Source organism: Bradyrhizobium hipponense (assembly GCF_008123965.1).
GTDB lineage: Bacteria > Pseudomonadota > Alphaproteobacteria > Rhizobiales > Xanthobacteraceae > Bradyrhizobium > Bradyrhizobium hipponense.
The window spans coordinates 21,504-38,248 of sequence record NZ_VSTH01000143.1 but is presented as its reverse complement, the minus strand read 5'-3'; the positions used below and the strand labels follow the sequence as shown (position 1 = coordinate 38,248).

The following is a 16,745-nucleotide window of genomic DNA, read 5'->3' as shown; positions in this document are numbered from 1 at the left end:
CCATTCGCTATTCGCTACTCGCCATTCGCGTTACTCAATGATCACCAGTGGCTCGCCGAACTCGACCGGCTGGCCGTCCTCGACCAGGATCTGTGTCACCGTGCCGGCGCGCGACGAGGGTATCTGGTTCATGGTCTTCATGGCTTCGATGATGAGCAGCGTCTGCCCGACCGCCACCTTGCTGCCGACCTCGATGAACGGCTTTGCACCCGGCTCCGGCGCCCAATAGGCGGTGCCGACCATCGGCGAGGTCACGGCGCCCGGATGCTTCGACAGGTCCGCAGCCGCGGCCGCAGGGGCGGCGGCGACCGGCGCGGCGGCGGTGTGCGTCATCGGGACGGGCATGGTTGCAGCAACGCTGATGTTGCGCGCAACGCGCAGGCGCAAGCCCGCACGTTCGATCTCAATCTCGGTGAGGCTCGTCTCATCGAGCAGCAACGCAAGCTCGCGGACGAGCGCGGAATCCTCGCTGGAAAACTTTGCGGCTGCTTTGTCGTCTGGCTGGCGCGCCATGTTGCTTGATCCGAATGTTCTGTTGAAAGGGGGGCGTCAGGCTTTGGACTTGATGCCGAGCTTGGCGGCAAGACCTTGGATCGCGAGGCGGTAGCCCTCGATGCCGAAACCGCAGAGCGAGGCAAAGGCCGCGCGTGCGGTGTAGGAGTGGTGGCGAAAACTCTCGCGGGCGTGGATGTTGGTCACATGCACCTCGACCGTCGGAATCTGCACCGCGAGCAACGCGTCGTGCAGCGCGATCGAGCTGTGCGAATAACCGCCGGCGTTGATGATGATGCCCTTCATCTTGCGCGCATGCGCCTCGTGGATGAAGTCGATCAGCTCACCCTCGCGGTTGGATTGCCGGCAGTCGGCCTTGAGGCCGAACTGCGCCGCGGTGTCCCGGCACAGCTTCTCGACGTCAGCCAGCGTGGCATGGCCGTACGTCTCGGGCTCGCGCGTCCCCAGCATGTTGAGGTTCGGCCCGTTGAGAACGAGGATGGTGTCGGTCGCTGGTTCAGCCATTCCAATCCCGGAAGAGGTGCTTCGGCGTGGCGGGGTTATAGGTAACAAAGCGCCCTAGGGGAAGCCTTGAAGGGCCTTCCAGGCGGCTTCAAGCGCCTCATCCAGTGTGCAAAAACCTGTGTGGAAGCTACGGAAATTGCTTGTTAACCAGTCCGAAGCATGGCTGCAGGCCAACGCAGAAGGGCGGGCATCGCTGCCCGCCCTCAGAGGTTGCCGTCATGCGGCCTCAGGCATTCAGGACTGCCACGATCTCGTAGGTGTCCGGATTGATGATCACGATCTCATCCTTGACCAGGACGTACTTGTAGGTCCGCCACTCCGGATAGATCGTCACGACCCGCGGCGGCAGGGCGTGCAGTTCAATCCCCTCGCGGGGAATGCGGGTGCCAACCGAGATCGAGAAGTTTACGTTCGTCACCGGCCGCACGTGCTCCTCGCGGATCACCGAGGTGATCTGCGTGCGCTGCTCGGTCGAGAGCTTGGCGCCGGCGCCGGCCTGGCCGGTGGTCTGGGTCGAGGTACCAGCCTGGCCCTGTACGTTGGTGCCGGGCTGACCCTGGCGGCTCTCGCCGGTGGTCGTGCCGGGCTTGGTCTGGGTCTCCGAGCTCATGCCCTTCGACTTGTCCTGCTGGCCTTGGGCGCGTTCGTCGGTGCGCTGACCCTTCGTTGCACCTGACTTCTCCTCAGCCGTCGGATTCTTGTGCATCGTGCCCGAGGACTTCTCGTCCTTCATCGCACCCGAGGACTTCTCCTCTGCGCCGGACTTCATGGAGCCACCAGCCTGTCCCACGGTGCCCTTTTCCTTGCCCGTGGAATCCTTCTGCATCGCTCCGGACTTCTCGTCCTTCATGGCGCCCGAGGACTTCTCCTCCGCGCCGGACTTCATGGAGCCGCCAGCCTGTCCCACGGTGCCCTTTTCTTTGCCCGTGGATTCCTTGCCCGTGGCGCTGCCATGCTCAGCCGCGCCGCCCGGCTGCGACTGTTGCATCTGCTGGGTGCCACCGGCGCCGCCACCGCTGTCGCGGCCCATGGTGCCTTGTGCGTTCGCCAAGCCGGTGCCGGCGACGAGCGCGACTGCGGCAACCGAAATCATAAAGCGGTTAGACATTGAATTCTCCTCACGTGATCAGTTGCGTCATTGCCCGCGCCGACAACGAAAGGAGATTTGAGTTGTTCCGGAACTTCGGTGGTTCCACGGCTTTTGTTTGTTGAATGCCAGATGAATGACTTCGCAAGATCGCGCCAGGATTGCTGCAAGAAGATTTGCCGCAAGAAAAAGGCCGGCTTCTATAGCCGGCCTTGCTTCACGTGCGATGCGTTACAAGTCGCGATCAGCAGGTCGCCTTGCCGCAGCGCGCGACGCCGATCTTTTCCCGGAGGCCTTCGACGCCGATGGCGCCGACCACGATCTGCTTGCCGATCACGTAGCTCGGCGTGCCGTTCATGCCCATGGCTTCGGCGAGCTTGAAGTTCTCTTCGATGGTGGCGCGCACCTCGGGACTGGCAAGGTCTTTCTCGATCTTCGCGGTGTCGAGTCCGGCTTCCTTGGCCGCCTGGAGCGCGCGCGCCTTGTCGGCGGCGCCGCGGCCGCCGAGCAGCTTCTGGTGGAAGTCGAGATATTTCTTGCCGGTCGGATCCTGCATGCGTACGGCGACCGCGACTTGGGCTGCTTCCACCGAGCCCTGGCTCAGCACTGGAAACTCCTTCAACACGACCTTCAGCTTCGGATCGCTCTTCATGAGATCGAGCATGTCGCCCATGGCGCGTTTGCAGTAGCCGCAATTGTAGTCGAAGAACTCGACGAAGGTGACGTCGCCGTCTTTGTTGCCGAGCACGACCTGGCGCGGCGAGTTGAAGATCGCGTCCGCGTTCTGGGCGATGCTGGCCTCGTGCTTCTGCGTTTCGGCCGCGGCCTGGCGCTTGCTGAGCTCGGCCATGGCCTCCTCGAGCACCTCGGGATGGCTGACGAGGTAGTTCTTGACGATCGCCTCGATGTCGGTGCGCTGACCATCGGAGAAGCTGTCGGCAGACGCGGGCACGGCTGCGCCGAACATAGCGAGCGCAAACAGCGCGGGAGCAAGCAGGCGCAGCGAAGGCATAGGCAAATCCTCTTATCCAAAGCAGGTTTCGGGCAACGTCCCGGCGGACTCAGGCGCGGTGTCGTGACGTCGTGGTATCAGGCTTCGTTCTAGTTGCGCGGCGGCTTGGCCGCCACGATGTCGTCGGCCTTGACCCATCCGGGCGTGCCGACGGCGAAACGGGTTTTCGCGCGCGTGGCAAGCTCGCGGGCAGTCTTGTTGTCGCCGCGCAGATACGCGGCTTGCGCCGATGCCAGATCGGCCTCGGCATAGTCCCCCTTCCGGCCATAGGCCATCGCGAGCTGCATATAGCCGAGTGGCGCCTCAGGCTCCCGCGCCACCGCGGCACGGAGAATCCGAATGGCATCGTCCGTGTAGGCTTTATTATCGGTTCCAACCAGTGCCTGCCCAAGTAACATCTCGATGAGGGGGGAATTGTTCGAAAGCTGCACCGCCTTGCGCAGGGCCGGGATGGCCTCGGCAGGCTTGCCGCTTTCCAGCAGAGCCTGGCCGCGCACCTCGTAGAAATACGCATTGTTCGGCTGCACCTGGATCAGCGCGTCGATCTGGGCGAGCGCGCTGCGCAGATCGCCGTGCAGATAGGTACTGATGGCACGGGCATAGCGCGCGGGCAGGCTGTCGTTCGACTGAGGATAGCGGCGGTTCACGGTCTCCGGCCGCTCCATGAAGGCGGAGATCTTGGCGCGCACCATGTCGTGACGGAGCTGGAGCGCGGGATCGTCCTTCTTGTCCCAATAGGGGCTGCTGCTGGCGAACTCCTGGAGCGCAGCGACTCGCTCGGCGGGCATCGGGTGCGACTGCAGATAGGGATCGGCGCCGCGCGCGGCGAACAGACTCTCGCTGGTGAAGCGCTTGAAGGTCTCGTACATGCCCTTCGGCGATTGCTGGGTTGCGGTCAGGAATTTCACGCCGGCGCGGTCGGCGTTCTCCTCCTGCTGACGCTGGTAGGACAACAGCGAGCGGCGGATCATCTCCTGCGGCCCGGCGATCGCGGCGGCGCCGGCATTGGCAAGCCCGTTGTTGCCCGCGCTGCCGCTGCCGCGCGTGCTGCCTGCGACCATCGCACCGGCGCCGAGCAGCATGGCGATGATCATCTGGGTCTGGGCGTTGGCGAGTTGTTCGCGCAGCTTCGAAAGATGACCGCCGGCCAGATGCCCGGTCTCGTGCGCGAGCACGCCGATGATCTGGTTCGGCGTATCCGATTGGAGGATCGCGCCGTAATTGACGAAGATGCGGCGACCGTCAGCGACGAACGCGTTGAACGAGGCCTCGTTCAGGATCACCATCTGGATGTTCTGCTTTTCCAGACCGGCGGCGCGCAGGATCGGGCGGGTGTATTCGCGGAGCAGCTGCTCGGTCTCGGTGTCGCGCAGGACAGGCAGCCCCTTCTGCTGTGCCTGCGCCGCCGGGAACGGCGACAGCACGATCGACGCCGCAGTCACGAGGGCGGTGAGGGCAGAGACCTTCTTGCGCAATGCGATCTGGAACGACATCAAATGGTCTTGGTCAAACAGTCCCGGCAAGCGGATTTGGAGGGTGGTTTCGTGCTTTGTTTTGGCGATTGGCGGCGGACCGGATACGCGATATGCCCTTATGAGCCGCACAATGCGGCCAGTCTGGGGCGCAAGCGCCCGGTTTTCCGGACCGAACGGAGCGGTCCGCCAGCGAATAGCAGAAATCGATGCAAGACGCGACATTGAGGAACCGGGTGGGGCAGTGGCTCGAGCCGTCCCGCCGCAGCGATGTTCCCCCGTTCATGGTGATGGACGTGATGGCCGCGGCGGCCCGAATCGAGGCGGCCGGCGGCCATGTCATTCATATGGAGGTCGGCCAGCCCGCGGCCGGCGCACCCAAGACCGCCATCGCGGCCGCGCATGCGGCGCTCGCAGCGGGGCGGATCGACTACACCTCCGCGCTCGGCATCCCCAGTCTGCGCGAGCGCATCGCGCGGCATTATCGCGATGCGTATGGCTGCGCCGTCAGCGCCGAACGGGTGGTGGTGACGACAGGCTCCTCGGGCGGCTTCATCCTGGCCTTCCTGTCGATGTTCGAGCCCGGCGATCGCGTCGCCGTGACGGTGCCGGGCTATCCGCCATACCGCCATATCCTCACCGCGCTCGGCTGCGAGCCGGTGCTGATCGAGACCGGCAATGAGACGCGCCACGCCCTGACCGGCGAGGTGCTGCTCGCCGCTCATCGCAAGGCGCCGCTGAAGGGCGTGCTGGTCGGCAGTCCCGGCAATCCGACCGGAACGATGATGTCCAGGGAGGCGCTTTCCAGCTTGATCGCGGCGGCGGAAGACGCCGGCATCCGCTTCATCTCCGACGAGATCTATCACGGGCTCGACTATGCGTTTCCGGCGGTGACGGCAGCTGCGCTGTCGCAGCATGCCCTCGTCATCAACTCGTTCTCGAAGTATTTTTGCATGACGGGCTGGCGCGTCGGCTGGATGGTCGTGCCGGATATGCTGGTGCGGCCGATCGAGCGCCTGCAGCAGAACCTGTCGATCTCGGTGCCGTCGCTGTCGCAGATCGCGGCCGAAGCCGCCTTCGACGGGGCGGCCGAGATGGAAGCGATCAAGCATGGCTATCAGGAAAACCGCCGCATCCTGATCGAGGGGCTGCCCAAGGCCGGATTGACGAGGTTCCTGCCTGCCGACGGCGCCTTCTACCTCTATGCCGATGTCTCGGACTTCACGTCGGATAGTTTCGAATTCGCCAAGCAGATGCTCGAACAGGCCCATGTCGCGGCTACGCCGGGCCTCGATTTCGATCCCATCCATGGCCGCTCGTTCATACGATTGTCCTACGCACGCTCGCCTCAAGAGATGCGGGAGGCAGTTGACCGGATCGCTCACTGGCTTAAATAGCCGCCAGTTTTTCACGAAGCCTTCCGGAGTTCATCTTGTCTGACAGATCAGTCCCGTCCGCCGCTGCGCCACATTTTCCACTCGCCGCTACGTTGTGGCCGGCCCAGACGGGCGAGGCCGCCGGCGCGCTGCGCGTCTTCGTACTCGTCGCGCTCGGCACCGCCTTGATGGCGCTGTCAGCCAAGGTGAACCTGCCGCTGCCTTATGTGCCCATGACGTTGCAGACGCTGGTCGTGCTGATGATTGGCGCGGCCTATGGCTGGCGCCTTGGCAGCGCAACCATGATCGCCTACCTCGCCGAGGGCGCACTCGGGCTGCCGGTGTTCGCAGGCCCAGTAGCGGGAATTGCGCCGCTGGTCGGCCCGACCGCCGGCTATCTGTTCGGCTTCGTCGCCGCCGCTTTCGTCACCGGCTGGCTCGCCGAGCGCGGCTGGGATCGCAGCGTGGTGTTGCTGTTTGCGGCGATGGCAGTTGGCCACCTCGTCATTCTGACTGCCGGGTTCGGCTGGCTGGCCTATGGCCTCGGTCTTGGGGCGCCCAAGGCCTGGCAGGTCGGCATAGTGCCATTCATCGCCGCTTCGCTAGTCAAGAACGCGCTTGGGGCAACGCTGATGCCGGCGGCGCGCCGGCTTCTCGACCGCCGGTAAAGCGCGCAAATCCCAGCAGTTCCAATTGACAGGGCCAGCCAAGTTGATCTTGGCTGGACCCGAAGTTTTAGGGGGAGTGAAAGAATGACAACAACAACGATGGCGGGAGCGCCGGATGCACCGGCCGCCGCCGCCAAGCCGTGGTACAAGGTTCTCTACATCCAGGTGTTGATCGCCATCGTGCTCGGCGCCATCGTCGGCTGGCTGTGGCCTTCGGTGGCCACCAACGAATGGATCAAGGCGCTCGGCGACGGCTTCATCAAGCTGATCAAGATGGTGATCGCTCCGATCATCTTCTGCACCGTGGTCTCGGGCATCGCGCACATCCAGGATGCCAAGAAGGTCGGGCGCATCGGCGTCAAGGCGCTGGTCTATTTCGAGGTCGTCTCGACGTTTGCACTGGTGATCGGCCTGGTCATCGGCAATCTCGTCAAGCCCGGCGCCGGCTTCGGCAATGCCGCGGCGAACGCGCAGGCCGTCGCCAACTATGCCAAGCAGGCTGAGGGCCAGAAGAGCGTCGACTTCATTCTGCACATCATTCCCGACACGGTGGTCGGCGCCTTCGCGCAAGGCGAGATCTTGCAGGTGCTGCTGTTCTCGGTGCTGTTCGGCTTCGCCATCATGGGCCTTGGCGAGCGTGGCCATACCATCCGAAGCTTCATCGATGACGCGGCGCATGCCGTGTTCGGCGTCATCTCCATCGTGATGCGCGCAGCACCTATCGGCGCTTTCGGCGCGATGGCCTACACCATCGGCAAGTTCGGCACCGGCGCGATCCTCAACCTGATCGGGCTGATTGCGACCTTCTACGCCACCGCGGCGCTGTTCGTGTTCGTCGTGCTCGGCATCGTCGCGCGCCTGGCCGGCTTCTCGATCTTCAAGTTCCTGGCCTACATCAAGGACGAGCTGCTGATCGTGCTCGGCACCTCGTCCTCGGAAAGCGCGCTGCCGTCCTTGATGGAGAAGCTGGAACGGCTCGGCTGCTCCAAGTCGGTGGTCGGCCTCGTGGTGCCCACGGGCTATTCGTTCAACCTCGACGGCACCAACATCTACATGACGCTGGCGACGCTGTTCATTGCACAGGCGCTCGGCGTCGATCTCACCTTCGGCCAGCAACTGACCATTCTGGTGGTGGCCATGCTGACCTCGAAGGGCGCCTCCGGCATCACCGGTGCGGGCTTCATCACGCTGGCGGCAACGCTTGCCGTGGTTGATCCGCGCCTCGTGCCGGGCATGGCGATCGTGCTCGGCATCGACAAGTTCATGAGCGAATGCCGCGCGCTGACCAATCTGTGCGGCAACGGCGTCGCTTGCGTGATCGTCGCCTGGTGGGAGGGCGAGCTCGACCGCGACAAGCTCAACGCAAACCTCTCCAAGCAGATCGATCCGACCGACATGGAAACGGCTGTCACGACAGACTGATCTGCAAGCCGGATCCGACGACGCCGAGCGCCGTCAGATGTGAAGTAACAGGGCTGGTCGAGATCCTCGATCAGCCCTTTTTCTTTCCGCGAGGGCCGAGAGCTAGAACCGCTCGGGCCGGTATGGCGTTGGATCGATCGACGGCGTCTCGCCGCTCATCATCTCGGCGAGCAGGCGTCCCGTCGCGGGGCCCAGGGTGAAGCCCTGGTGGCCGTGGCCGAAATTCATCCAGAGGCCGGGGTGGCGCGGGGCAGGGCCGAGCACCGGCAGCATGTCTGGCGTGCAGGGGCGGGTGCCGAACCACGGCTCGGGTTCGACCCGCGCGCCGAGGTCGATCAGTTCGCGCGCTGAAGCTTCGGCGCTGGCAAGTTGCACCGGGGTCGGCAGCGCCTCCGGGCCGGTGAGCTCCGCACCGGTGGTGATGCGGATCCCCTTGGCCATTGGGCCCATGGCGTAGCCGCCGCCCCTGTCGACCAGCGGCAGATCGAGCGAAGAGCCGCCGCTGTAATGCATGTGATAGCCGCGCTTGCGCACCAGGGGAATGCGATAGCCGAACTTGTGCAGGAGATCTGGCGACCACGGCCCGAGCGTCACCACGGCGGAGCCAGCGTCGATGCGCCCGTTGTCGGTGTCGACCGACCAGCCGGTGGCGGTCTGCTGCAAGCTCTGGGCGTCACCGAGCAGAAGCGTGCCGCCGAGGCGCTCGAACAGGCCAGCATAGGCCGTGACCAGGGCACCGGGATCGGACACGGTCCACGTATCGAGCCAGTGGATCGCACCGGGAAGGTCGTCGCGCAGGATCGGCTCGGCTTTCGTCAGCTCGCTGCCCGAGAGCACGCGAAAATTCACGCCGAATTCGCGCCGGTCCTCTTCCGCTGTCTGGATCGCGAGGTCGAACGAAGCGGGGTCGCGGTGCAGCACGCGATAGCCGGCGCGGCGGATCAGATTGTCGGCGTGCGCCTCGCGGATCAGGATGTCGTGCTCTGGCGTCGCATAGGCAATCAATCGCGCCCAGGCTTCGATGGCTTCGCGATGCCGCTTCGGCGCCGAATGCCACCAATAGCGGAGCAACGGCTCGACGTGGCGGTGGAGCGCAGAGAAGCTGTAGCGGACGTCGTTGGTGCGGCCGGTCGCGATCTTCAGGAGCGTGGCCAGATCGCGCGGCATCGGATAGGGCCGCACCGCCTCGGCCTGTATCATCCCGGCGTTGCCATAGCTGGTCTCGCGGCCCGGCTCCCGGCGGTCGACCAGGGTGACCGACCAGCCGCGCTGCTGGAGATGCAGCGCAGCCCCGACGCCCACCATGCCGCCGCCAAGAACGATCGCGCTTTGCATTGGCGGAATTCTCCTGTCAGGCCGGCTTCGGTGCAAGCTTCGGCTGGGCCGTGCTGATGGTCGCGGCAACCACGACGGACAGCGCGGTCATCGCCACCAGGAAGCCGAAGGCCGCATCGAACGATCCGGTTCCGGTCACGATGAAGCCGATGGCGGCAGGAGCCACGAAGCCCGCGCTCTGGCCGCCGAGATTGACCATGCCGACACCCGATCCGATCTGGTCGTCGCGGAGTAGCTTAGTCGGAAGCGCAATCACCGAGGCCAGCACGAAGGATTTGAAGAAGTAGACCACCGACTGATAGGCGATCAGCATCGTGATCGTCTCCGCCTTGTACATGGCGTAGAGGAAGATGCCGGTCAATGCCGAGCTGCCGATCAGCAGATATTTCTCGCGCTCGTTGAAGAATGTCGTCATCACCCAGCCGCCGATCGCGGTCGCGATGGTCGCCATCACGAACGGAATCGGCGCGACCACGCCGACGGTCTTGAGGTCGAGCCCGCGCTGCTGGAGCAAGTAGAGCGGCATCCAGGAATCCAGGCCCTTGTTGACGCAGCTCAGACCGAACCACACCACCATCAGCTGCCACAGCAGCGGATTCTTCATGAGCTCGCGCATCGGCGCGCGGTTTTTAGCCCTAACCGGCGGTACGCCCGCGCCGGTCTCGATCGAGCGTCCAAGATGCGGGATGAACACGAAATAGAGCACCGCGAAGACAAGGCCGGCAATGCCGATCGCGTTGAAGGCATGGCGCCAGCCGAGCCAGAGGATCAGCGGCGCCATGATCAGCGGCGCGAGCATGCTGCCGGCATAGTTCGACGACAGCAGCAGCGACGACATCTTCGGCCGGCTGTCCTTCTTAAACACTTCCGCGATGGCGCGAATGCTGGCCGGCGGAAAGCCGCCCTCGGCGATGCCGAAGATGAAGCGGATCGCGATCAGCGACGTCAGCGACCAGGCGAGGCTCGTGAATGCCGTGAACAGCGACCACATCACGATGGTGACGATCACCACATATTTCGAGCCGAAGCGGTCGGAGAGCCAGCCGCCCGGCACCTGCATCGCGGCATAGCCGAGGAAGAACGCGCTGATGACGATGCCGAGATCGGCGGCCTGGAGATTGAAGTCCTTTCCGATCTGCGCCAACGCCAGCGAAATCGCCGCGCGGTCGATGTAGGAGATGCAATAGGCGATATAGAGCAGGACGAAGGTGACGATGCCGGTCTTCCGTTTCGAGAGCAATTCGGTCATGCGCGTCTCCGATTTGCCGGCGATCCGGCGGTCCAGCCAGCTTGTCTTGGTCTATTCCCAGGTGAGGAAGCCTGGCGTGCCCGACAGCGGCGGTGCCACGGCCAATCGCGCCAGGTCGGGCACCGGCCGGCACATCTGCATGTCACCGGCGAACGCAGCCTCGAGACGCGCGGCCACCGCAAGCACGATGGCGTCGCCGCCGCGCGGGCCGACGATCTGAAGCCCGAACGGCAGGCCGGCTTCATCGAGGCCGAGCGGAATGCTGATCGCGGGGTGTCCTGCGAGCGTCACGGCGTAGGCGAGCGCGAGCCAGTGGAAGTAGGATTTCGTCGGCGCCCCGTCGATCTCGGCCGGATAGAGCTCGGACCAGGGCCGCGGGCTCAGCGTGATGGTCGGGCTGATCAGCACGTCGCAGCTTTCGAAGAAGCTCTGATAGGCGCGATAGATCCGTGTCTGCGTCGTGGCGGCGCGCGAATGGTCTTCGAGCGTATAGCTGAGGCCTTCCTCGACATTGGCGCGAACGTTGGGGCCGAGCATCTCGGGACGTTCTTTGTAGTTCTTGCCATGCATCGCCAGGAACAATCCTGCGCGCAGCACGGCAAAGGCATCGTCCGCCCCGGTGCAGTCTGGCGTGGCCTCGCGGCATTCGGCGAACAGCGGCGCAAGCTTCTTCACGCGATCGCGGAACGCTCGGCGGATGGCCTGCTCGGTCGGTGCGAAGCCGAAGTCTTCGGTGCAGGCGAGACGCAGCTTGCCAAGCTCCGCCGGGCGCGGCGCGGCCCAGCGCTCGACGCGCGCGCGCACGGGCTCGCCGGGCAGGGTGTAGGCGAGCGGATCGCGGGCATCGTCGCTCGCCATGACCGAGAGCATCAGCGCGGTGTCGGCGACATTGCGCGCCATCGGCCCGTCGGTCGACAAATTGGACCAGCCGAACGCGCGCTTTTCGCTCGCCACGAGGCCGTAGGACGGACGCATCCCAACGATGCCGGCGAAGCCTGCCGGATTGCGCAACGACCCGCCGGTGTCCGAGCCCGAGGCAAGCGGGGCCATGCCGCAGGCCAGCGCGACTGCCGAGCCGCCGGAGGAGCCGGCGGCCGAGCGCATGGGATCGAAGGGATTGCCGGTCGCGCCGAAAACGGGATTGCGGGTGTTGCCGCCGGCCGCCCATTCCGGCGTGTTGGTCTTGCCGATGATGATGGCACCGGCGGAGCGCAGCCGGGCGACCGAACCCTGGTCGGCCGCCGGTACATGGTCTCTCAACAGGGGGCTGCCGTAAGTCGTGCGCATTCCCGCGGTGTCCTGGGTGTCCTTGATCAGAACGGGGAGACCATGCAGCGCGCCGCGATCTTCGCCGCGCAGGATGGCAGCCTCGGCCGCTTTCGCGGCCGCGTGTGCGCCTGGCTCGTCCAGCGTGACGACCGCGTTGACGGCGGGATTGATGGTGGCGATGCGCGACAGGCAGGCATCCAGCAGCTCGACAGGCGAGATCGCCCGCGCAGCCAACAGGCGGCACAGATCAACGGCGCTGGAATCGCAAAGTCCAGACATGCCAGTTCCTTTCAAATTATGAAAACAATTTAGCATATCGGAAAGTAAGGCTCGCGCACGTATATTCGTCAAAGCGAGGCATTTCGTGCACAAATCTTGGAAATTCTGCTCAGTTGAGGGTCAAATGGGACGCTTCCGGGCCGCTTTCACCGAAAAGATTAGATCGATCGGTCAACAATTTCTCCGCCGCCGTGGTACCGTTGCCGTATGAGCGAGATCGCGACGTCCGAAGGGCCCAATTCGCAGCTTGGCCAGTGCCTCAAGGCGGCCCGCCAGGCGCGCGGCCTCACGCTCAAGCAGGTGGCCGAGCGGACCGGCATGGCGCTCTCGACCCTGTCCAAGGTCGAGAACGGCCTGATGTCGCTGACCTACGACAAGTTGCTGCAGCTGACCTCAGGCCTGAAGATGGAAATTGCCGAGCTGTTCAATCCGGCGATCTCGGCTCCTGCGCAGGGGCGGCCGGTCACGGCGCGGCGCAGCATCAGCCGGGCCGGGCAGGGCCAGGTGATCACCACGAAATTCTACACCTACACCTATCAATGCACGGACCTGATCGGCAAACGCATGGTGCCGATCATGGCCGAGGTCCGCGCGCGCTCGCTGGACGAGTTCGGCCCGCTGCTGCGCCATGCTGGCGAGGAGTATTTTCTGGTGACGAGCGGACGCGTTGCCGTCCACACCGAGTTCTACGCGCCGGAAATCCTGGGCGAAGGCGATGGCATCTATCTCGACAGCACCATGGGCCACGCCTACCTCAACGCCGGCGATGCGCCGTCCGCCACGGGCGTCTGTCTCTGCACCAGCGAGGCGCCCGATCTCTACGACCAGCTCCGCCAGATCGCATCGCGCGAGGTCGCGCCGCCCGGTGGCGGCGAGCCGGCGCGATAGCGCTAGGGCGTGCACTGAAACGAAAAACGCCCGGCAATGCCGGGCGTTTTCTGATTGCTGTTCGTCCCTATTCGCCGCCGCCGAAACGGCGCGACCACCAACCGGCGCGACGCGGTGCGGCCGGTGGTTCGGCCGCCGTCTCCGCTGCGGGTTCGGGAGCCGGCGCGGGCGGGGCAACCGGCTCAGGTGCCGATGCAACCGGTGTCGCCGGCTCGGGCTGGCCGCTCGACAGGAAGCTCACCTTTTCCCGGACCGTAGAGCGGCGGCGCGCCGCCTTGTCGTCAGATGCAGAGTCGTCCGATGTAGCGGGAGACACCGGCTCGACGTGAGCTGGCTCGGCCTGAGCCCGTTCGATCGGAGCGGGCGTGTCCGCCTGTACTTCGGTGCCCGGCTCGGATTGGGTGGCCTGCGCATCCCCGGCTGCCTCGGTGTGCGCGATGGACGGTGAAGGCTGCTGCGAGAAGCTATCGAAATCGGCAACCGCATCGGTCGCCTCCGACGGCGGGCTGGCAGCAAGCTCGTCACCGATGGATCCGGCAAGGCCTTCCTCGCCACCGCCGCGCCGGCGGCGTCCGCCGCGCCGGCCGCGCCGGCGCCTGCTGCGATCGCCGGCACCCTGCTGGTCGCCGCGAGCCTGCTGTTCTTCGGTCTCCTCGCCATCCTGCTCGGATTCCGCGTCCTCGTCTGCTTCGCCGGCAGCGAGTGCCGGCTCGGGAAGCGTGGGCGCGCTATCCTCGCGCAGTTCGCCGTCGCGCTGGGCACCGCGACCGCGCCGACGCCGGCGGCGCTTGCGGCGCTGGCCATCCTGTTCGCTCGCGGCTTCACCGGTTTGTTCCTCGGCGAGACCTTCGGTCTCTTCAGTCTCGACCTCGGATTCGAGTTCGGAATCGAACTCCTCGTCGTCATAGGCCTCTTCGGCGATGGGCGGCGGGCTAGCGGCCGCCTGTGCCGCCAGCAATGCCTTGGCGGCCTCGAGCGTATGCACCTGCTCACCGCGGTCGATCAGATAGGCATTCGGTCCGCTGACGCTCGGATCGGCGATGACCGACAGCGTCACCTTGAAGCCGTTTTCGAGGTCGCGCAGATGACCGCGCTTGTGGTTCAGCACATAGAGCGCAACGTCGGTGCGGGTGCGGACCACGAGATTGTGGGTCGCGCCCTTCATCAGGATCTCTTCGAGGCCGCGCAGCAGCTGCAGCGCAACCGAAGACACCGAACGCACGTGACCAGTGCCGCCGCAATGCGGGCAGGGATCGGTCGAGGATTCCAGCACGCTGGCGCGGATGCGCTGGCGCGACATCTCCAGCAGGCCGAAATGCGAGATGCGTCCGACCTGGATACGCGCGCGATCCTGTCGGAGGCAATCGGACAGCTTGCGCTCGACCGCCCGGTTGTTGCGCTTCTCGTCCATGTCGATGAAGTCGATGACGATCAGGCCGGCGAGGTCGCGAAGCCGAAGCTGGCGGGCGACCTCTTCGGACGCTTCCAGGTTTGTCTTGAGCGCGGTGTCCTCGATATGGTGCTCACGCGTCGAGCGGCCGGAGTTGACGTCGATCGAGACCAGCGCCTCGGTCTGGTTGATCACGATGTAGCCGCCGGACCGCAACTGTACGGTCGGCGAGAACATCGCATCCAGCTGGCTTTCGACGCCCATTCGCGAGAACAGCGGCTGGCCGTCGCGATACTGCTTCACCGCGCTGACATTGGCGGGCATCAGCATCTTCATGAAATCGCGCGCTTCGCGGTAGCCGGCTTCGCCGGCGACCTGAATCTCGTCGATCTCCTTGTTGTAGAGATCGCGCAGCGAGCGCTTGATCAGCGAGCCTTCCTCGTAGACGAGGGTCGGGGCCTGCGACTTCAGCGTGAGGTCGCGCACCGTCTCCCACATCCGGATCAGATATTCGAAGTCGCGCTTGATCTCGGGCTTGGTGCGGGCAGCGCCCGCGGTGCGCAGGATGATGCCCATGCCCTCGGGAACGTCGAGATCCTGAACCACTTCCTTCAGGCGCGAACGGTCCTGGGCGCTGGTGATCTTGCGGCTGATGCCGCCGCCGCGCGCGGTGTTCGGCATCAGCACGGCATAGCGGCCGGCGAGCGACAGGTAGGTCGTCAGTGCGGCGCCCTTGTTGCCGCGCTCTTCCTTGACGACCTGCACCAGCATCACCTGGCGACGCTTGATGACTTCCTGGATCTTGTACTGGCGGCGCGGGCGGAAGGTGCGCTCCGGCACCTCCTCGAGCACGTCGTCGCCGCCGACGGATTCGACGACTTCATCTTCGGCTTCCTCGCCGTCTTCATCCTCGTCGTCTTCGTCGGCCCTCGCTTCGGATTCGTGATGCGGAGCCTCGGCGGTTTCGCCGGCCGTGTACACGGCATCGGCCGGCTCAGCGGCTGCTGTCACGGCTTCGGCCAGAGCCTCGGCGTGCGCTTCGGAGACAGCGGCTTCTTCCTGGGGCTCGGCAGCGACCGCAGGCTCGGCGCCAATGGCTGCGACGGGCGCGGGGGTCTCGCCGGTGTGATCATGGTCGTGGTCGTGATGATCGTGCCCGCCTTCATGGCCATGGTCATCATGATCGTGCGCGTGATGGCTATCGTCATCATGAGCATGATGATGATCGTGCCCATGATCGTCGTGATCATGGTCGTGATCGTGAGCTTCGTGCTCGCCGTGATGATGCGCCTCGGCGTGCAGATGCTCACCCTGCGCGTGCTCCGGCAGCGCCTCGCCCTCGATCGGCTGGGCGGCGGAATCGGTACCGGCCTCGAGGCCTCCGACGATGTCGCTCTGGACACGCTCGCCATGACTGCGGCGGCGGGAGTTGCGATGGCGCGAGCGGCGGCGGCCGTGGGAGCGGTTCTCGCTCTCTTCCTCGGCCTCGCGGTGAGCCTGCTCCTCGGCCTCGATCAGGGCCTGCCGGTCCGCGACCGGGATCTGGTAGTAGTCAGGATGGATTTCGCTGAAGGCGAGGAAGCCGTGGCGGTTGCCGCCGTATTCGACGAAAGCGGCCTGGAGCGAAGGCTCCACCCGGGTGACCTTGGCAAGGTATATGTTTCCGCGCAGTTGCTTGCGTTGCGCGGTCTCGAAGTCAAACTCTTCGACGCGATTGCCACGGACCACGACGACCCGGGTCTCCTCCGGGTGGGTGGCGTCGATCAACATCTTGTTGGGCATGTCTTAACTCTTGGCGGCGGCGGGCGCGATTCACCGTGGGCGCGATTAGCGCTGCCGGGTGACGCGACGGTCCACCTGATTCGGGGGTGAGGGGAAGGCCGAAACGCCGTCTCTCGCGCCTTGCCGAATCGGAAGCCGGAGGATCAAGGCGGCGCGCGGGAGTTTTACTCCGCAGCGTCGCGAATGGTCCTTCAGAATTCGTCGGCACAGTCTGGCGCATCAAGCGTCGGCCCGTATGAAACATTGGGCGGCGAGGCCGCCCCTCAATCAGTTGCTGCTGGCCAGGCGTGGCGCGGAAGCGCTCATCCCGAAGATCGAACCGCTCCCTTGGGATTAAGGGATCGGGTAATGGGCCACGTCGCTGTCAGAACTGTCCCGGAAACACAGGGGTAACCGGGAACCGTCTGCCGCCGGAGCTTGACCCGTTCCACCGCCCTGCCGCGCACCGCGCTGGCCTTCGGGGGGAACGGAAAACGCTGGAATTCCCAAACCTTGAGAG

At 65.1% G+C, this 16,745-nt stretch carries 13 protein-coding genes; 4 read left to right on the top strand and 9 right to left on the bottom strand.

Annotation, left to right across the window (positions count from 1 at the left end; translation table 11 throughout):
• Positions 1-30: 30 nt before the first annotated feature.
• The 5 genes from accB to FXV83_RS34435 all read right to left on the bottom strand — a co-directional run bounded on the left by accB (position 31) and on the right by FXV83_RS34435 (position 4,609).
• Positions 31-513: an acetyl-CoA carboxylase biotin carboxyl carrier protein gene (gene accB, locus FXV83_RS34455; protein ID WP_148744009.1), complete on the bottom strand. Its 483-nt coding sequence runs from the start codon at positions 511-513 to the stop codon at positions 31-33.
• A gap of 36 nt (positions 514-549) precedes the next feature.
• A complete protein-coding gene (gene aroQ, locus FXV83_RS34450) occupies positions 550-1,017 on the bottom strand; it encodes a type II 3-dehydroquinate dehydratase (RefSeq protein WP_148744008.1) in 468 nt (155 codons plus the stop codon).
• Positions 1,018-1,243: 226 nt separating this feature from the next.
• A complete protein-coding gene (locus FXV83_RS34445) occupies positions 1,244-2,125 on the bottom strand; it encodes a DUF1236 domain-containing protein (RefSeq protein WP_148744007.1) in 882 nt (293 codons plus the stop codon).
• 223 nt (positions 2,126-2,348) lie between these two features.
• Positions 2,349-3,116: a DsbA family protein gene (locus FXV83_RS34440; RefSeq protein ID WP_148744006.1), complete on the bottom strand. Its 768-nt coding sequence runs from the start codon at positions 3,114-3,116 to the stop codon at positions 2,349-2,351.
• A gap of 89 nt (positions 3,117-3,205) precedes the next feature.
• Complete coding sequence (locus FXV83_RS34435) at positions 3,206-4,609, bottom strand: M48 family metalloprotease (RefSeq protein ID WP_148744005.1); 1,404 nt, start codon at positions 4,607-4,609, stop codon at positions 3,206-3,208.
• Between the two features lie 188 nt (positions 4,610-4,797).
• Here FXV83_RS34435 and FXV83_RS34430 point away from each other — a divergent pair, with 188 nt between their 5' ends.
• The 3 genes from FXV83_RS34430 (at position 4,798) to FXV83_RS34420 (ending at position 8,054) form a co-directional block, all read left to right on the top strand.
• Entirely contained in the window at positions 4,798-5,985 is a 1,188-nt protein-coding gene (locus FXV83_RS34430; protein WP_148744004.1) for a pyridoxal phosphate-dependent aminotransferase, read from the top strand.
• Positions 5,986-6,077: 92 nt separating this feature from the next.
• Entirely contained in the window at positions 6,078-6,632 is a 555-nt protein-coding gene (locus tag FXV83_RS34425) for a biotin transporter BioY (RefSeq protein WP_148744029.1), read from the top strand.
• An 84-nt stretch (positions 6,633-6,716) separates the two neighbouring features.
• A complete protein-coding gene (locus tag FXV83_RS34420; RefSeq protein ID WP_148744003.1) occupies positions 6,717-8,054 on the top strand; it encodes a dicarboxylate/amino acid:cation symporter in 1,338 nt (445 codons plus the stop codon).
• Positions 8,055-8,156: 102 nt separating this feature from the next.
• Here the strand turns inward: FXV83_RS34420 and FXV83_RS34415 are convergent, their stop codons facing one another.
• The 3 genes from FXV83_RS34415 to FXV83_RS34405 are packed head-to-tail and all read right to left on the bottom strand — an operon-like array spanning position 8,157 to position 12,186.
• Positions 8,157-9,389, bottom strand: a complete 1,233-nt coding sequence (locus FXV83_RS34415; RefSeq protein ID WP_148744002.1) for an NAD(P)/FAD-dependent oxidoreductase — start codon at positions 9,387-9,389, stop codon at positions 8,157-8,159.
• Between the two features lie 16 nt (positions 9,390-9,405).
• A complete protein-coding gene (locus FXV83_RS34410) occupies positions 9,406-10,638 on the bottom strand; it encodes an MFS transporter (protein ID WP_148744001.1) in 1,233 nt (410 codons plus the stop codon).
• Between the two features lie 51 nt (positions 10,639-10,689).
• On the bottom strand, positions 10,690-12,186 hold the full coding sequence (locus tag FXV83_RS34405) for an amidase (RefSeq protein WP_148744000.1): 1,497 nt from the start codon (positions 12,184-12,186) through the stop codon (positions 10,690-10,692).
• A 207-nt stretch (positions 12,187-12,393) separates the two neighbouring features.
• On the opposite strand from FXV83_RS34405, the gene FXV83_RS34400 reads away from it, so the two are divergent.
• On the top strand, positions 12,394-13,074 hold the full coding sequence (locus FXV83_RS34400; protein ID WP_148743999.1) for a helix-turn-helix domain-containing protein: 681 nt from the start codon (positions 12,394-12,396) through the stop codon (positions 13,072-13,074).
• Between the two features lie 67 nt (positions 13,075-13,141).
• Here the strand turns inward: FXV83_RS34400 and FXV83_RS34395 are convergent, their stop codons facing one another.
• Positions 13,142-16,246 carry an Rne/Rng family ribonuclease gene (locus tag FXV83_RS34395; protein ID WP_148743998.1) on the bottom strand — a complete coding sequence of 1,035 codons (3,105 nt, stop codon included), beginning with the start codon at positions 16,244-16,246 and terminating at the stop codon, positions 13,142-13,144.
• Between the last annotated feature and the right edge of the window lie 499 nt (positions 16,247-16,745).

What these genes read in the sequence shown, in the direction of transcription:
- FXV83_RS34430 (WP_148744004.1), top strand. Translation starts at nt 4,798, where the DNA reads ATGCAAGACGCGACATTGAGGAACCGGGTGGGGCAGTGGCTCGAGCCG.
- FXV83_RS34405 (WP_148744000.1), bottom strand. Translation starts at nt 12,186, where the DNA reads ATGTCTGGACTTTGCGATTCCAGCGCCGTTGATCTGTGCCGCCTGTTG.
- accB (WP_148744009.1), bottom strand. Translation starts at nt 513, where the DNA reads ATGGCGCGCCAGCCAGACGACAAAGCAGCCGCAAAGTTTTCCAGCGAG.
- FXV83_RS34445 (WP_148744007.1), bottom strand. Translation starts at nt 2,125, where the DNA reads ATGTCTAACCGCTTTATGATTTCGGTTGCCGCAGTCGCGCTCGTCGCC.
- aroQ (WP_148744008.1), bottom strand. Translation starts at nt 1,017, where the DNA reads ATGGCTGAACCAGCGACCGACACCATCCTCGTTCTCAACGGGCCGAAC.
- FXV83_RS34395 (WP_148743998.1), bottom strand. Translation starts at nt 16,246, where the DNA reads ATGCCCAACAAGATGTTGATCGACGCCACCCACCCGGAGGAGACCCGG.
- FXV83_RS34410 (WP_148744001.1), bottom strand. Translation starts at nt 10,638, where the DNA reads ATGACCGAATTGCTCTCGAAACGGAAGACCGGCATCGTCACCTTCGTC.
- FXV83_RS34420 (WP_148744003.1), top strand. Translation starts at nt 6,717, where the DNA reads ATGACAACAACAACGATGGCGGGAGCGCCGGATGCACCGGCCGCCGCC.
- FXV83_RS34415 (WP_148744002.1), bottom strand. Translation starts at nt 9,389, where the DNA reads ATGCAAAGCGCGATCGTTCTTGGCGGCGGCATGGTGGGCGTCGGGGCT.
- FXV83_RS34435 (WP_148744005.1), bottom strand. Translation starts at nt 4,609, where the DNA reads ATGTCGTTCCAGATCGCATTGCGCAAGAAGGTCTCTGCCCTCACCGCC.
- FXV83_RS34440 (WP_148744006.1), bottom strand. Translation starts at nt 3,116, where the DNA reads ATGCCTTCGCTGCGCCTGCTTGCTCCCGCGCTGTTTGCGCTCGCTATG.
- FXV83_RS34400 (WP_148743999.1), top strand. Translation starts at nt 12,394, where the DNA reads ATGAGCGAGATCGCGACGTCCGAAGGGCCCAATTCGCAGCTTGGCCAG.